The sequence below is a fragment of the Halomonas sp. LS-001 genome (genome assembly GCF_052983955.1).
The window spans coordinates 3,579,091-3,598,420 of record NZ_CM129816.1 but is presented as its reverse complement, the minus strand read 5'-3'; the positions used below and the strand labels follow the sequence as shown (position 1 = coordinate 3,598,420).

General features: G+C 53.8%; 16 protein-coding genes. 8 read left to right on the top strand and 8 right to left on the bottom strand.

Annotation, left to right across the window (positions count from 1 at the left end):
* Positions 1–114 precede the first annotated feature (114 nt).
* From ACU6TU_RS15950 to ACU6TU_RS15940, 3 genes are all read left to right on the top strand, one after another.
* Entirely contained in the window at positions 115–1,113 is a 999-nt protein-coding gene (locus ACU6TU_RS15950; protein ID WP_447142354.1) for an Rpn family recombination-promoting nuclease/putative transposase, read from the top strand.
* Positions 1,114–1,190: 77 nt separating this feature from the next.
* The gene (locus ACU6TU_RS15945) at positions 1,191–4,604 is read left to right on the top strand and encodes a hemagglutinin repeat-containing protein (RefSeq protein WP_447142353.1); all 3,414 of its coding nucleotides are present in this window, start codon (positions 1,191–1,193) and stop codon (positions 4,602–4,604) included.
* The gene (locus ACU6TU_RS15940) at positions 4,604–4,891 is read left to right on the top strand and encodes a hypothetical protein (RefSeq protein ID WP_447142352.1); all 288 of its coding nucleotides are present in this window, start codon (positions 4,604–4,606) and stop codon (positions 4,889–4,891) included. The genes ACU6TU_RS15945 and ACU6TU_RS15940 overlap by 1 nt, the downstream gene beginning before the upstream one ends.
* A 139-nt stretch (positions 4,892–5,030) precedes the next feature.
* Here ACU6TU_RS15940 and ACU6TU_RS15935 read toward each other — a convergent pair whose 3' ends face one another.
* Complete coding sequence (locus ACU6TU_RS15935) at positions 5,031–5,153, bottom strand: hypothetical protein (RefSeq protein WP_447142351.1); 123 nt, start codon at positions 5,151–5,153, stop codon at positions 5,031–5,033.
* 21 nt (positions 5,154–5,174) lie between these two features.
* On the opposite strand from ACU6TU_RS15935, the gene ACU6TU_RS15930 reads away from it, so the two are divergent.
* The 4 genes from ACU6TU_RS15930 to ACU6TU_RS15915 all read left to right on the top strand — a co-directional run bounded on the left by ACU6TU_RS15930 (position 5,175) and on the right by ACU6TU_RS15915 (position 10,915).
* Positions 5,175–6,116: an Rpn family recombination-promoting nuclease/putative transposase gene (locus ACU6TU_RS15930; protein WP_447142350.1), complete on the top strand. Its 942-nt coding sequence runs from the start codon at positions 5,175–5,177 to the stop codon at positions 6,114–6,116.
* 75 nt (positions 6,117–6,191) lie between these two features.
* On the top strand, positions 6,192–9,476 hold the full coding sequence (locus ACU6TU_RS15925; RefSeq protein WP_447142349.1) for a hemagglutinin repeat-containing protein: 3,285 nt from the start codon (positions 6,192–6,194) through the stop codon (positions 9,474–9,476).
* A complete protein-coding gene (locus tag ACU6TU_RS15920) occupies positions 9,473–9,673 on the top strand; it encodes a hypothetical protein (RefSeq protein ID WP_447142348.1) in 201 nt (66 codons plus the stop codon). Before ACU6TU_RS15925 ends, ACU6TU_RS15920 begins: the two co-directional genes overlap by 4 nt.
* 219 nt (positions 9,674–9,892) lie before the next feature.
* On the top strand, positions 9,893–10,915 hold the full coding sequence (locus tag ACU6TU_RS15915; RefSeq protein ID WP_447142347.1) for an Rpn family recombination-promoting nuclease/putative transposase: 1,023 nt from the start codon (positions 9,893–9,895) through the stop codon (positions 10,913–10,915).
* Between the two features lie 21 nt (positions 10,916–10,936).
* Here the strand turns inward: ACU6TU_RS15915 and ACU6TU_RS15910 are convergent, their stop codons facing one another.
* The 6 genes from ACU6TU_RS15910 to ACU6TU_RS15885 form a co-directional block, all read right to left on the bottom strand.
* The gene (locus ACU6TU_RS15910; RefSeq protein WP_447142346.1) at positions 10,937–12,511 is read right to left on the bottom strand and encodes an ATP-binding protein; all 1,575 of its coding nucleotides are present in this window, start codon (positions 12,509–12,511) and stop codon (positions 10,937–10,939) included.
* Positions 12,512–13,270: 759 nt separating this feature from the next.
* The gene (locus tag ACU6TU_RS15905) at positions 13,271–13,924 is read right to left on the bottom strand and encodes a hypothetical protein (RefSeq protein WP_447142345.1); all 654 of its coding nucleotides are present in this window, start codon (positions 13,922–13,924) and stop codon (positions 13,271–13,273) included.
* 209 nt (positions 13,925–14,133) lie between these two features.
* Positions 14,134–14,586, bottom strand: coding sequence for a hypothetical protein (locus ACU6TU_RS15900; RefSeq protein ID WP_447142344.1), 453 nt, complete (start codon positions 14,584–14,586; stop codon positions 14,134–14,136).
* The gene (locus tag ACU6TU_RS15895; protein ID WP_447142343.1) at positions 14,579–14,917 is read right to left on the bottom strand and encodes a hypothetical protein; all 339 of its coding nucleotides are present in this window, start codon (positions 14,915–14,917) and stop codon (positions 14,579–14,581) included. Before ACU6TU_RS15895 ends, ACU6TU_RS15900 begins: the two co-directional genes overlap by 8 nt.
* Positions 14,907–15,545, bottom strand: a complete 639-nt coding sequence (locus ACU6TU_RS15890) for a hypothetical protein (RefSeq protein ID WP_447142342.1) — start codon at positions 15,543–15,545, stop codon at positions 14,907–14,909. Before ACU6TU_RS15890 ends, ACU6TU_RS15895 begins: the two co-directional genes overlap by 11 nt.
* An 87-nt stretch (positions 15,546–15,632) precedes the next feature.
* On the bottom strand, positions 15,633–15,872 hold the full coding sequence (locus ACU6TU_RS15885; protein ID WP_447142341.1) for a hypothetical protein: 240 nt from the start codon (positions 15,870–15,872) through the stop codon (positions 15,633–15,635).
* Between the two features lie 769 nt (positions 15,873–16,641).
* On the opposite strand from ACU6TU_RS15885, the gene ACU6TU_RS15880 reads away from it, so the two are divergent.
* Positions 16,642–17,754: an endonuclease NucS domain-containing protein gene (locus ACU6TU_RS15880; protein ID WP_447142340.1), complete on the top strand. Its 1,113-nt coding sequence runs from the start codon at positions 16,642–16,644 to the stop codon at positions 17,752–17,754.
* Here ACU6TU_RS15880 and ACU6TU_RS15875 read toward each other — a convergent pair whose 3' ends face one another.
* A complete protein-coding gene (locus ACU6TU_RS15875) occupies positions 17,755–19,323 on the bottom strand; it encodes an ATP-binding protein (protein WP_447142339.1) in 1,569 nt (522 codons plus the stop codon).
* Positions 19,324–19,330: the final 7 nt, after the last annotated feature.

Here is a 19,330-nt window from a genome sequence, read left to right as displayed (position 1 = left end):
AGGGTTGTCTTGCCTGGCGGTAGCGTGGTGATAAAGGGCTCACGCCTCTGCAGTGCGCTGCTGATTATCGCCCGCCATGGTATTCTGGCGCGATACGATTAACAGGGACACGTTATGGCGACTCACCACCACGACACCGGCTATAAGGAACTGTTCAGTCACCCCGAGTTTGTTCAGCAACTGATGGAAGGCTTCGCCCCCGCAGAGATCGCGGGGTTAATGAACTTCACGACGCTCAAGAAGCACAATGGCCATTACATCACGCCGCTGTTCGAGGAAAAAATCGAAGACGTGGTGTGGTCGGTGGACGTGACCTGGGAAGGTACGACGCAGCCGGTGTTTCTATACATTCTGTTGGAGTTTCAGTCAGCGGTTGACCGCAGCATGCCGATTCGGCTGATGCACTATGTGGCCTGCTTTTACAGCGAGCTGCTCAAACAGAAGGTCATCACGCCCAGCCAAGGCCTGCCACCGGTGTTTCCGGTGGTGTTGTATAACGGCTCCAAACCCTGGACAGCGCCGCTGGATATCTACGACATGGTACAGCCGGAACCGCCGGGATTCCTACAGGTCTATCAACCCCACTTGCGCTATTATCTGATTGACGAAGGGCGCTATACTGATGAAGAGCTGGGCTTGCGCCAGACACCGCTCAGCGGTGTGTTCGGCGTAGAAAACGCCGGGGAAAGTTGGGAAGCGCTACAGAACGCCGTAGATCGGGTAGTGGCAATTATTCAGGCCGACCCCAACAAGGCGCGCACCGACCGGATCATCACCCGCTGGCTCAAGCGGCACCTGTACCGGCTGGGCGCCGAGGTCAATCTGGGGCGGCTCGACAGCCTGATGGAGGACAAAGACATGCTGGCAGAGAATTTGGAAAACCTGGTCAAGAAAGAACGCCTGGAAGGACGTCAAGAAGGCGAGCAGTTTGGTATTCAGAAAGGACGTTTGGTTGAAGCACGCGAGGTAGTACGCACCCAGCTCACTTTCAAATTTGGTGAGGTACCTGACTGGGTAGAGGTGCAGCTTGTGCAAGCCGACCATGACCAGCTGAAAGGTTGGATGCGCGATGTGCTATTCGCCAATCGTCTGGATGATATGTTCAAGCGCTAGCATCCTTCAGCCTGCAAGGTATCGACCGGGCGGCTGGCAACCTCACCGCTGCCGAGCTGCATAACATCGGCAGTGGCGTGACTCAGCTCACGGCAGGCAGCGATATCAACCTGGACACTTTGGAGGTTGGCCAACGCCACGAACTCAACTGGGATGCCAACAACTACCACCACCAAAGCAGCAGTGAAGAGATCGGCAGTGTGATCACCGGCGGTGGCGCCATTAACCTCACCGCCGGGCAGGATATTAACCTGCGCGCCGCCACCGTTGATGCCCAGGGGGCGCTGGCCCTGAACGCCATTGGCGGTGATATCACCCTGGAAGCCGGACAGCGAACCGAGAGCCTGGCCGAAGGGCGGCAAACCCGTAGCAGCGGGTTGTTCTCCAGTCGCACCCGTACCACGCGCACCCGCAATGCCAGCACCCAGGCACTGGCCACCGAGCTTGGCGGCCAGACGGTCAGCCTTATCAGTGGGGAAGACATCCGCGTCAGCGGGGCCAATATCGTCGCTGACCAGGATCTGGGTATGCATGCCGGGGGCAATCTCACGCTGGATGCCGAACAAAACATCCTGAGCAACAGCCACTTCAACCGCAGCAAAAAAAGTGGCCTGTTCAGCGGTGGGTTAGGCATTAACCTCGGCAGCCAACGGCAGATGACCGATGCGACGAATACCGCCACCTTCGTTGCCCCCACCACCGTGGGCAGCATCGGCGGCAACGTCACCCTCACCGCGGGTGACACCTACACCCAGATCGGTTCTGACGTGCTGGCCCCCAGCGGCGATATCCTGATCAGGGCTAACACCGTCAATATCCTGGAAGGCCGCGAGACCAGCAGCCGCCGGACCGAACAGCGCTTCAAACAAGGCGGCCTGAGTCTCTCCCTCAGCAACCCCGTGATGGACAGCGCCCAAGGCATCAAGGGCCAGGTTGACGCGGCAAGCAATACCGACAGCCCGCGTATGCAAGCCCTGGCAGCGGCCAACACCGCCCTGGCAGTGAAGGATATTCAGCAGCAGATAACAAACGGCAACGCCACCGACCTCAGCCTCAACATCAGCCTGGGTTCCAGCCAAAGCCGCAGCAACAGTCAAGCGAGCAGCAACACCGCCCGCGGCTCGACGATCACCGCCGGTGGCAATCTCGCTATCCATGCGCTTGGTCAGGGCGAGGGCGAAGGCAACATCACCGTACAAGGCAGCCAGCTGGACGCCGGTGATACGCTCCAACTCAACGCCGCCGAGGATATCCACCTGCTGGCCAGTGCCGATGGTGTCTCCCAGCACGACAGCCACAACAGCAGCAGTGGCAGTATTGGCCTGGGGTTCAGCACGAGTGGCATTGCCCTCAACCTGGACGCCAGCCGCGCCCAAGGCCACGGCAACGGTGACAGCACCTTCTACAACAACACCCAGGTTAGCGCAGGCAATCAGGTCATCCTCACCAGCGGCGGTGACACCGCCCTTAAAGGCGCGGTGGTCAGCGCCCCCAAAATCGCCACCCAAATCGGCGGCGACCTGACCATTGAAAGCCTGCAGGACACCTCGGTCCACCACGAACGCCACGCCAGCAGCGGCTTCGGTGCCAGCATTCCGCTGACCGGCGGTCAAGCCTCTCTCAACCTTGACCTAAGCCGCACGAAGGTTGATAGCGACTTCCAAAGCGTCAACCAACAAAGCGGCCTACGCGCTGGCGACGGCGGCTTCCAGGTCAACGTGGGTGGCACCACCACCCTCGATGGCGGTGTCATCACCAGCACCCAAACCGCGATTGATGAAGACCGCAACACCTTCACCACTGCCGGACAAAGTGCCAGCGACGCCCTGGAAAGCGGCGCGCTTACCCTCACCGACCTCGACAACCGCGCCACCTATGAAGCAGAAAGCCTCAGCATTGGCCTCAGCAGTGGTGGAAGCGGCACCGGCACCGGCCTCTCCGGCATCGGCACCGGCCGCGACGACGGTGAAGCCAGTAGCACCGCCATTGCTGCCATCAGCGGCCTGGCAGGCAATCAAGACGCCCGCACCGGCGATGAAGAAAGCGGCATTGCGCCGATCTTCGATGCGGATAACGTCAGAAAAGACGTGCAGGCCCAGGCCACGATTACCCAGGAGTTTGGGTCAAAAGCGAGTCAAGAATGGGGGGATTATGCCAGCCAGCAGGAAGCTCAGCTATGGCGTGAGGCACAAAATGCCCGTGATCCTGACACCAAGGCGATGTTGGAAGCAGAAGCATCACGCTGGGCGGAAGGCGGCGCTTACCGTAGCTCGGGTCATACGCTTATCGGCCTGGCGGGTGGCGGTGTAGACGGTGCCAGCGGCGCACTTACCAGCGCGACGCTGATGCCGGAAGTAGAGCGCCTCACGGATGACATGAGTCTCCCGAACGGCGTTAGAAAAGGGCTGGAATCGCTCACCGCCACCCTGGCGGGTGCCGCCGTGGGCAACACCAGCGGCGGCGCGATGGCCTTCAATCTCGATGCCAATAATCGTCAGCTGCATAGCTTTGAGCAATCATTGGCGGAACAGCTGGCCGAGGGCAGCGAGTACACGCCTGAACAGATCGCCGATGCCCTTAGAGCCATGCATAACGATGAGCTGGAAGAAAGCCCCGGCTCCAACCTTATCGTCGACTTACAGGACGAAGATGCCGTTGATGACACCTACTTCGATTATGGCGGCGACTGGATTGCCACACCCGGTGAAGACGGCACGACGAGCTATCTGGTTCAGATGATACCGGAGAACACCTCACCGGAACTGATCAACTACATCATCGAACAGACTGGCGGGGAAGGTTCGCCGTATCGGGCATGGGAACCGTCCACCTCATCGGCCTATCCACCGCGTGAGCAAGCAATGCAATATCCCTATGGCATCGCCCAGGCGGCAGGCCTCCCTTATAACCTGAACGATACGGACACCAGGACATTAGCACAGATGAAAGAGGATCAGGACACCTTCAGCCGCGGCATGGCCAGCATGGCGGCTATTCCCGTGATGGCACCCTACACGGCTGCCACCTTGACGGCCCGCGGCACGGCCGGGCTCTTTGCCACCGGGGCGGGCTTCGATACGGCTGGCCAGATGGTGCAAGGCGGTGAGTATCGCCCAGGCCAATCACTGGCGGCGGGCAGTACGGCGTTAGTGTACGGGCCGCTGGCCGGGCGGAATCCCTTGCGCAACGCCGCCGTGGGCAGCGCGGCAGGGGGTTCACTGACCTCAGCGACTAACTGGCTTTATGATGAGGATAAGTCGGTACCGCTAAGTACTGTCTTGGGTGCGGGAACAGCTGGGGGAGGTACAGTGCTGGGTGAGTTTATAAAGCGAGACTCCAGTCGGTTAGCCTCACCCTATCTGCAGATGCCGGCTGCCTTCGGTGTCTCATTGCCCAATAAAGATGCCGTCTCGAAAGCAACTGAAACGACCATCAGCAATTTGCCATCATTTATTTCCTTGCCAGATGCCAATGACAAGGAGGGGCGGTAATGCAGAGCAATGATGAGTATTTCAAATGGTCATCATTTGCCAAGCGGCAGGCCAAGTTGACATTGGTTGTCGCGACTTTAGTTCTATTTCTATGGAACAGCGTGGCTATTGGAGAGTGGGCTTATGCGTTGTTCGGTGGTGAGTTAAGAGGCTATGGCCCACCTCAACAACGCTGGCATCGTGTCTTGGCGATGGGATTTGTGGGCATGTATATCTATGGCACGGTTCTTGGCATCATCAATATGTGGCGCTATCGAAAATACCCAGAGCTTTACGATGATAAATAGGCACTACCCCTTGAATCAGTTGCCGTGCCACGCCAAGCAATAACACTCCCAACCGACGCAGCAACACGGACGTTGCTGCATTGACTCACAGGGAAGGTAGAGGGTTGTCTTGCCTGGCGGTAGCGTGGTGATAAAGGCCTCACGCCTCTGCAGTGCGCTGCTGATTATCGCCCGCCATGGTATTCTGGCGCGATACGATTAACAGGGACACGTTATGGCGACTCACCACCACGACACCGGCTACAAGGAACTGTTCAGCCACCCCTAGTTCGTTCAGCAACTGATGGAAGGCTTCGCCCCCGCAGAGATCGCGGGGTTAATGAACTTCACGACGCTCAAGAAACACAATGGCCATTACATCACGCCGCTGTTCGAGGAAAAAATCGAAGACGTGGTGTGGTCGGTGGACATTACCTGGCAAGGCACGACGCAGCCGGTGTTTCTGTATATTCTGTTGGAGTTTCAATCAGCGGTTGACCGCAGCATGCCGATTCGGCTGATGCACTATGTGGCCTGCTTTTACAGCGAGCTGCTCAAGCAGAAGGTCATCACGCCCAGCCAGGGCCTGCCACCGGTGTTTCCGGTGGTGCTGTATAACGGCTCCAAACCCTGGACAGCGCCGCTGGATATCTACGACATGGTACAGCCGGAACCGCCGGGATTCCTGCAGGTCTATCAACCCCACTTGCGCTATTATCTGATTGACGAAGGGCGCTACACTGACGAAGAGCTGGGCCTGCGCCAGACACCGCTCAGCGGTGTGTTCGGGGTAGAAAACGCCGGGGAAAGTTGGGAAGCGCTGCAGAATGCTGTAGATCGGGTAGTAGCGATTATTCAGGCCGACCCCAACAAGGCGCGCACCGACCGGATCATCACCCGCTGGCTCAAGCGGCACCTGTACCGGCTGGGCGCCGAGGTCAATCTGGGGCGGCTCGACAGCCTGATGGAGGACAAAGACATGCTGGCAGAGAATTTAGAAAACCTGGTCAAGAAAGAACGCTTGGAAGGACGTCAGGAAGGACGTCAGGAAGGGCGGCAAGAAGGGCGGCAGGAAGGGCGCTTGGTTGAAGCACGCGAGGTGGTACGCACCCAACTCACGTTTAAGTTTGGTGAGGTGCCTGACTGGGTAGAGGTACAGCTCGCCCAAGCCGACCATGACCAGCTGAAAGGTTGGATGCGCGATGTACTGTTCGCCAATCGTCTGGGTGATATGTTCAAGCGCTAGCATCTTTCAGCCTGCAAGGTCGACCGGGCGGCTGGCAACCTCACCGCTGCCGAGCTGCATAATATCGGCAGTGGCGTGACTCAGCTCACGGCAGGCAGCGATATCAACCTGGACACTTTGGAGGTTGGCCAACGCCACGAACTCAACTGGGATGCCAACAACTACCACCACCAAAGCAGCAGTGAAGAGATCGGCAGTGTGATCACCGGCGGCGGGGCGGTAAGCCTCACCGCCGGGCAGGATATTAACCTGCGCGCCGCCAGCGTTGATGCTCAGGGGGCGTTGGCCCTGAGTGCCATTGGCGGCAACATCACCCTGGAAGCTGGGCAGCGTACCGAGAGCCTGGCCGAAGGGCACCAAACCCGTAGCAGCGGGTTGTTCTCCAGTCGCACCCGTACCACGCGCACCCGCAATGCCAGCACCCAGGCACTGGCCACCGAGCTTGGCGGCCAGACGGTCAGCCTTATCAGTGGGGAAGACATCCGCGTCAGCGGGGCCAATATCGTCGCTGACCAGGATCTGGGTATGCATGCCGGGGGCAATCTCACGCTGGATGCCGAACAAAACATCCTGAGCAACAGCCACTTCAACCGCAGCAAAAAAAGTGGCCTGTTCAGCGGTGGGTTAGGCATTAACCTCGGCAGCCAACGGCAGATGACCGATGCGACGAATACCGCCACCTTCGTTGCCCCCACCACCGTGGGCAGCATCGGCGGCAACGTCACCCTCACCGCGGGTGACACCTACACCCAGATCGGTTCTGACGTGCTGGCCCCCAGCGGCGATATCCTGATCAGGGCTAACACCGTCAATATCCTGGAAGGCCGCGAGACCAGCAGCCGCCGGACGGAACAGCGCTTCAAACAAAGCGGCCTGAGCCTCTCCCTCAGCAACCCCGTGATGGACAGCGCCCAGGGCATCAAGGGCCAGGTTGACGCGGCAAGCAATACCGACAACCCGCGGATGCAAGCCCTGGCAGCGGCCAACACCGCCCTGGCAGTGAAGGATATTCAGCAGCAGATAACAAACGGCAACGCCACCGACCTCAGCCTCAACATCAGCCTGGGTTCCAGCCAACGCCGCAGCAACAGTCAAGCGAGCAGCAACACCGCCCGCGGCTCGACGATCACCGCCGGTGGCAATCTCGCCATTCATGCACTGGGCTTGAGAGAGGGCAAAGGAGAGGGCGAAGGCAACATCACCGTACAAGGCAGCCAGCTGGACGCCGGTGATACGCTCCAACTCAACGCCGCCGAGGATATCCACCTGCTGGCCAGTGCCGATGGCGTCTCCCAGCGCGATAGCCACAACAGCAGCAGTGGCAGTATTGGCCTGGGCATCGGCACGAATGGCATTGCCCTCAACCTGGATGCCAGCCGCGCCAAGGGTCACGGCAACGGTGACAGCACCTTCTACAACAACACCCAGGTTAGCGCAGGCAATCAGGTCATCCTCACCAGCGGCGGCGACACCGCCATCAAAGGCGCGGTGGTCAGCGCCCCCAACATCGCCACCCACATCGGCGGCGACCTGACCATTGAAAGCCTGCAGGACACCTCGGTCCATAACGAACGCCACTCAAACAGCGGCTTCGGTGCCAGCATTCCGCTGACCGGCGGTCAAGCCTCTCTCAACCTTGACCTAAGCCGCACGAAGGTTGATAGCGACTTCCAGAGCGTCAACCAGCAAAGCGGCCTACGCGCTGGCGACGGCGGCTTCCAGGTCAACGTGGGAGGCACCACCACCCTCGATGGCGGTGCCATCACCAGCACCCAAACCGCGATTGATGAAGACCGCAACACCTTCACCACCGCCGGACAAAGCGCCAGCGATGCCCTGAAAAGCGGCGCGCTTACCCTCACCGACCTCGACAACCGCGCCACTTTCGATGCGGAAAGCATTAGCATTGGCCTCAGCAGTGGTGGAAATAGTGGTGGAAATAGTAGCGGAGAAAGGAGCACCGGCCTCTCCGGCATCGGCACCGGCCAAGACGACGGCGACGCCAGCAGCACCGCCATTGCTGCCATCAGCGGCCTGGCAGGCAATCAAGACGCCCGCACCGGCGATGCAGAAAGCGGCATAGCCCCGATCTTCGATGCCGATAACGCCAGAAAAGACGTGCAGGCCCAGGCCACCATTACCCAGGAATTTGGGTCAAAGGCCAGTCAACTGGTCGGTAATATCGCCCAGACCAGGATCGAAGAAGCGCAACTCAAACGCCTGCAAGCCGACGCAGCCCAAGCCGCAGGCGACAGCGAACGTGCCGCACAGCTCAATGCCCAGGCCGATCAGCTACAAAGCGACTGGGGTGAAAACGGCACCAAACGCCTCGCGGCTCACACTGCCATCGGCGCACTGACGGGTGGTACGGGAGGTGCCACAGGCGCTGCCGTCGGCACCCTCAGCGCCCCGGCAGTTGCCAGCGCCCTAAAAAACGCCGGCCTTGACGACACCCTCACCGACGGCCTCACGGCCATGGTCAGCACCGCCGCCGGTGCAGCCACCGGTGGTAGCCGGGGTGGCGCTGCGGCGTTTAATGAGGTAATGAATAATTATCTGACCACGCGGGCTTTGAATGAAGAGCTGGAGCGTTTACGGACAGAAAGTTACGCAGGTCTCAGCGAAGAGCAGAAGCGCGAAGTGATTGAACACCATTTGTTAAACGTGCTGCAGGAAGATGCCCTTGTGCGTGAATGCTCGGTAATGGGAGGCGAGTGCAGTGAAGCGTACAAGCTAAGCCAGACTGAGACTTTTGGGTCTAGAGCGCCCAATCCACTTGACGTGATCACCGCAACATTTGAAAGATTATACGATCCAGGTGTTCGTAAAGAACTCGGTGCTAAGCTGACGGATCAACTGATTGCCCGCCAGCTGAACGACTATGTGGCGGCCCTGCAGGGGGTTGAATGGACGCTTGATCCAGCTAATATTGCACGGGCAGAACAGGCACAACAAATTCTGAGGCAACATCGTATGAGCCCTGACATGATCAGCGCACTATTCCCGTCCGCGATGTCCGGGTTTACGCAAGATCCAGCAAAAGCAGATGGGTTGCGATTGCAGGGAGCTCTTCGTAATGACATTAGCTTACCAGCGGCTTCAGCCGCCTTGGGTGCACCACCATTCATTGCAGCTGGTGCTGCGGCTCCCGCGCTTGTGAATCACCTCAGCCTGATGGGTGTAAGTAAATTAACGGCGGTGTCGCCTGGGGCGGCTGCGGTAGTGACTAACCCCAAGGTCCAGCAGGGAGTAATTGATTTTATTGATAGTGCTTTGCCAGGGACTCCTTCTCCAAATAAATCTGGGGTGGGAGGCTATATTTTTGGGAAAGAATTAAGCCCAGAGGAGTTGGGGCGATGAAAAATAATAAAAGGAACGGTAGAGAAAATCTTTGCCTTGGAACTTTGTTGACGGTTTTAGGTGTAAGTGTGCTGATAAGCGGTGAAATAAAAGGTATGACATTAGGAAACGAGCGAGTAATCCCAGGTGGGATAGCTCTAGTCGTTGGTGGGTGGATTTTAAGTTCTTATATATTTAAGTTTTTTAATAAAAAATGAGGGTGTTCAAAAGTCTGTGTCACGTAGACTCGCTCACGCCAGGAAATAACACTCTCAACCGACGCAGCAACACGGACGTTGCTGCATTGACGTGCAGGGAAGGCAGAGGGTTGTCTTGCCCGTCGGTAGCGTGGTGATAAGGGCTTACGCCTCTGCAGTGCGCTGCTGATTATTACCCGCCATGGTATTCTGGCGCGATACGATTAACAGGGACACGTTATGGCGACTCACCACCACGATACCGGCTACAAGGAACTGTTCAGCCACCCCGAGTTCGTTCAGCAACTGATGGAGGGCTTTGCACCTGTCGAGATTACCGGTTTAATGGACTTCACCACTCTTGAGAAAAGAAACGGCCATTACATCACGCCGCTGTTCGAGGAAAAAATCGAAGACGTGGTGTGGTCGGTGGACGTGACCCGGGAAGGCACAACGCAGCCGGTGTTTCTTTACATACTGCTTGAGTTCCAATCAGCGGTTGACCGCAGCATGCCGATTCGGCTGATGCACTATGTGGCCTGCTTCTATAGCGACTTGCTCAAGCAGAAGGTCATCACGCCCAGCCAGGGCCTGCCACCGGTGTTTCCGGTGGTGCTGTATAACGGCTCCAAACCCTGGACAGCGCCGCTGGATATCTACGACATGGTGCAGCCGGAACCGCCGGGATTTCTGCAGGTCTATCAACCCCACTTGCGCTATTATCTGATTGACGAAGGGCGCTATACTGATAAAGAACTGGGCCTGCGCCAGACACCGCTCAGCGGTGTGTTCGGGGTAGAAAACGCCGGAGAAAGTTGGGAAGCGCTACAGAACGCCGTAGATCGGGTAGTGGCGATTATTCAGGCCGACCCCAACAAGGCGCGCACCGACCGGATTATTACCCGCTGGCTCAAGCGGCACCTGTACCGGCTGGGCGCCGAGGTCAATCTGGGACGGCTCGACAGCCTGATGGAGGACAAAGACATGCTGGCAGAAAATTTAGAAAACCTGGTCAAGAAAGAACGCCTGGAAGGACGTCAGGAAGGGCGTCAGGAAGGGCGGCAAGAAGGACGTCAAGAAGGACGTCAAGAAGGGCGTTTAGCTGAAGCACGCGAGGTGGTACGCACCCAACTCACGTTTAAGTTTGGTGAGGTACCTGACTGGGTGGAGGCACAGCTTGTGCAAGCCGACCATGATCAACTAAAAGGCTGGATGCGTGACGTGCTATTCGCCAATTGTCTGGATGATATGTTCAAGCGCTGAGCCGTTGTAAGCTTTACCGCATTACGATAAAGGTGCCAGCGTCTCTATCTCAAAGGCGACGATCTGCCGTTCAACGCTGGAAAACTCCACACCGACCAGGTGAATGGGCTTGCCGCTGGCGCGGTGCTTATCGGCGTAGCCTTTGGCCTTGATCTGCGCTAGCGCGTTGCCTTCGGGCAGCTGCTCCACGACTTTGAACTCAAATAAGTAAATATGCCCGCCGAAGTCAACGCTCATATCCACCTTCCCCCGGTGGCTGGCATCCTCCACCGTGACGCCCACGCCAAGGGCGGCAAAATGGCTGTAGAAGACGCTGGCATAATGCCCTTCATATTTGGCAATTGGATTGTTGCGATACCAGTCATGAGGAAGGCCAGCGAAGAGTGCTTTCAGGTGAGCTTCCAGCGCACGGATGTCATGGCGTTGCAGAACACGCAACAGCGTTAAACGTTCTTTGGTAGGCTCTTGTACGCCCAGGGCAGGTAATAGTACCTGATTAAGGCTGGTGGCCACTTCATGATTGGGGTAGCCAAGCGTATAGAGCCAATAACCCGTCATGGGCTCTTCTATTGAATGCACGGTGAGATAGCCGGTCTGGAACAGCAAGGCTTCGGTGGCAATGTGGTCAACATCGAAGCGTCCCAGCAGTTCAGCTTCTGTCTGTAACTGGTTGAGTGCTGGCGTAAACACGCCGCGCTGTTTCAGGACATCCACCAGAAAAGTCGGCGTGGCAGTTTCGAACCAATAGGGGCTGAATTTGCGCTCTTCCAGAAGCAGAAGCACATCGAAGGGGTTATAAACCGCTGTGACTTCCCGCCCGCCCCAACGGTAGCCGTTATACCAGCGGCGGATCTCTTCGCGGTCAAGGCCGGGGAGCTCTGGCGCAAACACCGTATCAATATCGTCATCGGTATAACCGCAAATGGCGGCATAGTTGGGTGAGAGGGTAATGTCTCTGAGGTTGTTAAGCCCTGAAAACAGGCTGACCTTGCTGAATTTGGAGACGCCCGTCAGTAGCACAAAATGCAGGTGCGGGTCGGCATCCTTGAGCACGCTGTAGAGGTTTTTTAGCCCCTCGCGCAGTTCGCGGGCCAGTTCAGGGTTGAGCAGATTATCCAGAATCGGCTTGTCGTATTCGTCGATCAGTACGACAACGCGTTGGCCATGGTCACGGTGAGCATTTTCAAGCAGGCTGGCAAAGTCGTCGGCAATCCTTTCGGGTGGCGCTGAATCAATACCCAGATGGTGGCGCTGTTGCTGCAGTTGGTAGCGAATATTCGCGTCCAGATCCCCGCGGCTGCTGACCACACCGTTGGAGAAGCTGATGCGCACCACAGGATATTCGGTGTGCCAATCCCACTTGTCGTGGATATAAAGCCCTTCAAACAGCGCCTCACGGCCTTCGAACAGGCAGCCCAGGGTATCCAGCAGCAGGCTTTTACCAAACCGCCGTGGGCGGGAGAGAAAGTAGTATTTGTTCTGATTGATCAGCGTTTCAATAAACGGCGTTTTATCGACGTAGTAATAGCCATCTTCGCGAATATCCGAGAAGGTCTGAATCCCGATGGGGAGCTTGCGACGCTGAATAGATGGCATACGGGCCTCCCGGAATGCAGGGCAGAGAAACGGCTGATAATTTAATGAATACCAGTTTAACATGCCGTTGAATGGAGGGAATGAATAAGGTTTTTTACCAGTGTCTGACGAAGCCAGAGAGCGCTGCAATAAGAGGCCGAGGGTCAAAAGTGTCCAAAAAAGGGACATTTGAAAATCACGCTTGTGCCAGCCTGGCGGATCAAAACGTAGATGTATCGGTGTTAAGCGGTGTGCCAAAAAAGCGCAGCGCTTACATTGCTGTGTACTTAAGTGTCTGTTATTATTGATCCAATGAGCATGCACGACGCTGAGCAGCCAATACTTTTTCGCTGCTCAGCTAGCCAAAAAATGGCCTCCGAAGCCGAGGGTCGCAGGTTCGAATCCTGCTGGGCGCGCCAATGATTTCAAGGGCTTACGTTAATTCGTAGGCCCTTGTTTTTTGGCTGTGTCAAATCTGTGTCATCCTCGTGCCAAGTTAAGCGCGAAAGACATTTTCTAGGGAAAGAGGGCTATTGACCTCTAGCCATTTTGTGGCACAAGGTTTGACACAACATTTGTCAGTGCACTCCCATTCATTCAGCCAGCTGCCAGGCAGCAATGACCTAATCCGCTGGATAGCGAGCTGGCTGGTTTCGGCCAATAGCTGACTTTCAGGTGATGCTGATATAACGCCTAAGGCTAACCTGAGATATTTTTATGCAAAAATTTAACCGATTCGAGCTGAAAACCGAGTGTTGTGAATCCCTCTTAAACGCATTGCTAAGCGAATTCTGCCCACTGATGTTTGACCAAAAAATTAGGTATGACCTCTCTACCATAACCACCGTAATTCTTAGCGGTTCGGTTCCACCAATGGCTTGTTGGGTGGGGAGCTACAGCATACTCTAAGCCCAATTTCTTGACCACACCAGCGCCTAAACCACCTGCTTTCGAGGAGCAAAAAACAACTAGTTCAGGTTGAAGAGTTTGTATGACGTCTGTTACTACATTTTCAGAAATTAACCTATCTAAAGCACTAACATGAATACTTCCACCCTGCCTTTCAGCGGGTCTTTGAAAGTAGTTCATAAAAGCTAAATGATTGAATATTTCCGCTGAATTTGAGTAACCAAAGAATTTTTTATTAATTTCATTAGCTACGTTTCGATATATCCAATGAGATTTATTAGGGAAATTTTTTGAAATATTGTTTTTTATTATACCAGCAGTATTAATCCAAGACTTCTCAGTTTCGGTAAGCTTATCTTGAGTATTGGCGTACCAGTGCTCATTACTATTTTCAACGTTAGATGCTTTTGGCAAGTAATGACTCTCTCCTATTACTAGGAGCTTTTTGGCGTTCTTTTCAACAAACTTTGCACCCACCCAAGGCTGAAGATTTGGATAACTTTTATAATGTCTGTTTGAATACATTTTCACCTCAATTCGACTAACAGTTATTAATCTGCAAATTATAGTATAGGTTAAGCGCGCATTATAACTTTGTTAAAAGTTAAACTCTGATTCTATAATACCTATACCCAAGTATTCTAGTTTCGCCCAGAAGCAGGCATTGAGAATGTTCTGGTTCATAACGCCAAGCTAAGCGGTGCGACATCAGGAGCTTACGCTTGATCACCATGTTAGATTTTTTTAATATCAAAAACATACAAAGCGACCGGCAACAAAAATAAAATGAGATAAGGAAGCCAAAAGATGATTCTTTTGATTGCTAACAACCTGAGCAGCCCGGGAAAAGTTGGTGTATCTACATCTGTTCCAATACTTTCTGGGAAAGTCGGATGGTCATCGTTTGCGATGAAATCATTCAAGGTTCGTTCGATAGCAATGGATTTCTCAATATACTGATCTTGCAACCTTCTATAGCCTGACTCGAGAAAAAAGAAAAGGACACATACGACAGAAGCAAGAACATATAATAGAGGTGCTGCAGAATTATATGTATACGCGATTAATGCAGATGTCATTGCGAAACATATCGATCTAATTTTCCATGCACTTTCACCCATTCCTTTGGCCAGTCCCTGATATACCTCCCAAGCCTTAAGCGCTATATCTTTATTTTTTTCAGTCACCTCGAAGTGCCTCCAGGAATTGCGCTACATCATTTTTTAAAAATTTTATTATTTCATCTGCATGATCCCGATAATCTTTGCTAAATAGCAGATCTTGGTTCTTGAGCATTTTTTTTAGAGCTTTAACGGCAGTTGAGTCGCTTGATTGTGAGTTAACTTTTTGCCTAAAAACCATCCTGTTAGTGCAAGGCTCATCAAAAATTTTCACGCTCAATTCATCTAGCATTTTGTCGAAAGTTACCTGCAACTGCTTTCGCCTTGCTCCAGAACAATATGATTTTGGCTCACTGACTGCGGCCAAAAGCTTTATCTTTGTTGGATCAGATATCATGCTCTATCCTTGCTATTTGGTCGTTCAGTCGATATTTCCATTCTAGTGCGGAATCTTTAAACTCTTTCATTAAAGCAGGTGTGATAGGTGTTGCTCGCTCAAATACAGCATTTGCTTTGATTAATGTTTTCGCATCAAGATCAGATAAACCACACCCTGCCATTAATGCAGCAGCCTTCTCAAAATCATATTGTCCCACTGAGGCCATTCTAAATATTCCTATATTCTTTAGGCATTTGAAGATATTTGAAAGGTATGGAACAGGCGAGTGTTCGTATTCAGGATATGCTGCGATATAAGTTAATACTTGAACGTATTCTTCTATAGAATCACGAAAATCATCTGAAACAGTGAAGCTCTTTTTTAGCTTATTCCATTGCTGGATATCACCTTCGAGTAACTGTCCTTCCATAAATGCGTGATATAGAAAAAGCGATCCTTCATCGAGAAGTTTATTAAACGAATAAAACTCATAGTCTACATATGATATGGGAAGACTGTAATCTATATTTTCTGGCCTCTTGACTTTTCTTTTATGGCCTATTCGTAACACATCAATGTCGCTACCACACCCACCTGTGCCTCGCGCGAATGACCCGATTAATAATGTGAACTGCATTTCATTCATACCCGAAACCTAACCGCCAAGCTGTGCGGCGCAGAACAAGCGCAGCGTAGTTAGCGTCCGAACGAACGTTTTTTTAGGCATTAGACATCACTCCTCTTTACCTAATTTTTCGATCTTCTTCTTTTCTTCGAGAGCTTTGCGCTTAAAATAAAGCCCCATCCATGTTTCGCCACCCCGCAGAAAGAGAGCTAGCAGACTAGACACTGGGGCAGCGAACAAAATCACCACAAGGAAGAGTTCATCTTTACTAGGAGCTCCTTCGGTGGCAAACAGATAAACCACCATCACGACCAAAACCAGGTTCAGACTTATTGCAATCCACTTCATGTTACACCCTTTTTCCTAACAGGTATTATACCGCGAGCTTGATATTCCACTTGTGCGCGCAGGCGCATTCAATAATGTACAGTCGCATGCTCACCCACCTCTTATCTTATTGAAAAACAAAAAAAATAAAGTATATCTCGGCTATGTAGCACCGATCATCGCGCCGGCTGCATAACACGGCTGAATCAGCATGCCGCTTTTGCCCGGAATGACCGCTCAGGGTCGAAATCAGCCTTTCCTCCACAACGCCCTCCTACATTCAGCCACTGAGCTTCAGCCTAGCACAGGATGCTTAAATTGACTGAGTATCGTTAGCTTGTGGAATAAATGCCACCCTGCCAGACAAGCAGGATGCTGCCATGGAAAAGAAGGCCATTAGCTTTGCACCAAGTTTCTTCTAGGCACTTGGTCTAATCGGATAAGGGCAATGTGTGGCAACCGGGCAGTGTGTTTGACGTAGTGATCACAACAGTTCGTAACGGTATTCCCAGCAGATAATAGCTACATGAAGGAGATTAAGCGCACAAGCTTTTTGGTGGAAGCCAAGCGGGAGAAAAAAGTGGGAGACTAAAAAAATGCCCCAGTCTTATCGGCGACTGAGGCGCTGGTACGGCACAAAACGTTTGTTATATAGGACCAATAAAAAACCCCTAAGCAATGTTACTGCGTGGCAGTCTCACCGATAGGGGCCGTGTTGATATCAACCATAGCTCCCTTATGAGTTACTATCAATGAGTTTTATATGCCCATATAGGATAAAGGAACCGTGATGGCTATCGAACAAGGCATCTGGAAACTCGCAGGCAGCAAAGGTGAGTTGCCACAGAAGCTACGCCCGGCCGGGCTGGCGGATGAAAGCGTGCTGGAAGAGCAGATCATGCAAGATGTCTCGATCCTTAACCAGGGTTGGCTGTTGATCGGTCGTCAGGTTCGTACTGTTTTCGACAAGTTTATTGACCTGCTTGCGATTGATGCCAACGGCACGGTGATCATCATTGAGCTCAAGCGCGATAAGACGCCACGAGATGTGGTGTCTCAGGCGATTGATTATGCCTCCTGGGTGGTGACGCTGGCGGACTATCAGCTGATTGATATTTATCAGCAGTTTGCCGAGCGCTATTCACGCCCACACGTCACACTGGGGGAAGCCTTTGAGGCCAAGTTCGGTATCTCGCTAGACGGTGTCACGCTCAATGAAAACCATCAGATGGTCGTGGTGGCTACGCAATTAGATGCCAGCAGCGAACGGATTATTAACTACCTGAATGCGCATGCGCAGCTTTCTATCAATGCCATGTTTTTTTCAGCATTTGAAGATAATGGTAACCGTTACCTCAGCCGTGCCTGGATGATTGACCCGGACGAGCCGGTTCAGCCCATGACAAAAAAAGCCAAAAGCGAGCCATGGAACGGCGAGTTTTACGCGTCTTTCGGTGATGACCGCCCCTGGGCGTTGGCGCGTCAGTACGGTTTTATTGCCGGTGGTGGTGTCGTTTGGTATTCCAAGACCCTGGCCATGCTGTCAGAGGGCGATCGGGTTTGGGTTAATATTCCCAAAACAGGCTATGTTGGAGTTGGTGAAGTGATAGGGGAGCGTTGTCGCGCCGACCAACATGAAGTGGAGACCGAGCAAGGGTATCAGCGGCTGGTTGATATGCTCAGTCAGCAAGATTACCCACACCTTTTTGCCAATAATGATGACGAAACCGCCGAATATCTGGTGCCGGTACGCTGGCTGCACACTGTCAGTCGTGAAGCAGCTTTCAGCGAGGTGGGGTTATTTGGCAATCAGAATACCGTTTGCAAGCCCACTACACCTAAGTGGTCACATACGGTAGAACGCCTTAAACAAGTCTGGTGTTGGGAGGGGGATAGCGTTTGATTAATGCGTCACCGTCTCCACCTCAAACGCGACGATCTGCCGTTCAACACTGGAAAACTCCACACCCACCAGGTGAATCGGCTTGCCACTTGTAAGGTATTTGTCGGCGTAGCCTTTAGCCTTGATCTGTTCCAGCGCCTTGCCTTCTGGCAGCTGCTCAACGACCTTGAATTCAAACACATAGATATGCCCGCCAAAGTCGACGCTCATATCCACCTTGCCGTGGCTGCTGGCATCCTCCACCGTGACGCCCACGCCAAGGGCGGCAAAGTGGCTGTAGAAAACGCTGGCATAATGGCCTTCGTAACGAGCAATCGGGTTGTTGCGATACCAGTCGTGGGGTAAGCCCGCATAGAGGGCTTTCAGGTGTGCTTCCAAGCCCACCAGATCATGCTGACGCAATACCGTAAACAGGGTACGGCGTTGTTTTGGAATGTCGTCAACACCCAGCGAAGGCAGCAGCGCCTGGTTCAGGCTGGTTTCCACTTCCTGGTTAGGAAACCCCAGGGTGTACTGGCGATAGCCCACGATAGGCTCTTCGATATTCTTGATCGTTAGATAACCGGCCTGAAACAGCAGGGCATCCGAGCTGATGGCATCGACATCAAATTGGCTGAGCAGCTCGTATTCCGTTTCCCAGTGTTCTAACTGGGGAGTAAACACGCCGCGTTCTTTCAGCAGGTTAACCAGAAACGTTGGCGTGGCAGTTTCGAACCAATAGGGGCTGAATTTGCGCTCTTCCAGCAGAAGCAGCACATCGAAGGGGTTATAAACCGCTGTGACTTCCCGCCCGCCCCAACGGTAGCCGTTATACCAGCGGCGGATGTCTTCCCGATCAAGGCCGGGGAGCTCCGCTGCAAACACCGTATCAATATCGTGATCGGTATAACCGCAGATGGCGGCATAGTCGGAAGAAAGGGTGATGTCCCTAAAGTTATTAAGCCCCGAAAACAGGCTGACCTTGCTGAATTTGGAAACGCCCGTCAGCAGCACGAAATGCAGGTGTGGGTCGGCGTCCTTGAGCACGCTGTATAGGTTCTTCAGCCCCTCGCGCAGTTCGCGGGCTAACTCAACATTGAGCAGGTTATCCAGAATTGGCTTGTCGTATTCGTCGATGAGTACCACCACCCGTTGGCCTGCCTGGGCATGGGCCTGGCGAATCAAGGTTTCAAACTCGCCGGCAATATCAGTGTCATGGTCAAGCGTCAGCCCGAGCCGTTCACGTTCGGTGCGCAGCTGCTCGCGGATGCGTACATCAAGCTCCTTACGGCTTTGCAACACGCCACTGCCAAAACTGATGCGCACCACAGGGTTGCGGGTTTGCCAGTCCCACTTGTCGTGAATATAAAGCCCGTCAAACAGGGTTTCACGGCCTTCGAACAGGCAGCCCAGGGTATCCAGCAGCAGGCTTTTACCAAACCGGCGAGGACGGGAGAGGAAGTAATAACCGCCCGTTTCTGCGATGTTGTGAATCAAGGACGTTTTATCGACGTAGTAATAATGGCCTTTGCGTAACTTTTCGAAGGACTGGATGCCAATGGGTAATGTCTGACGGTGCGTGGCTGGCATACAGGCC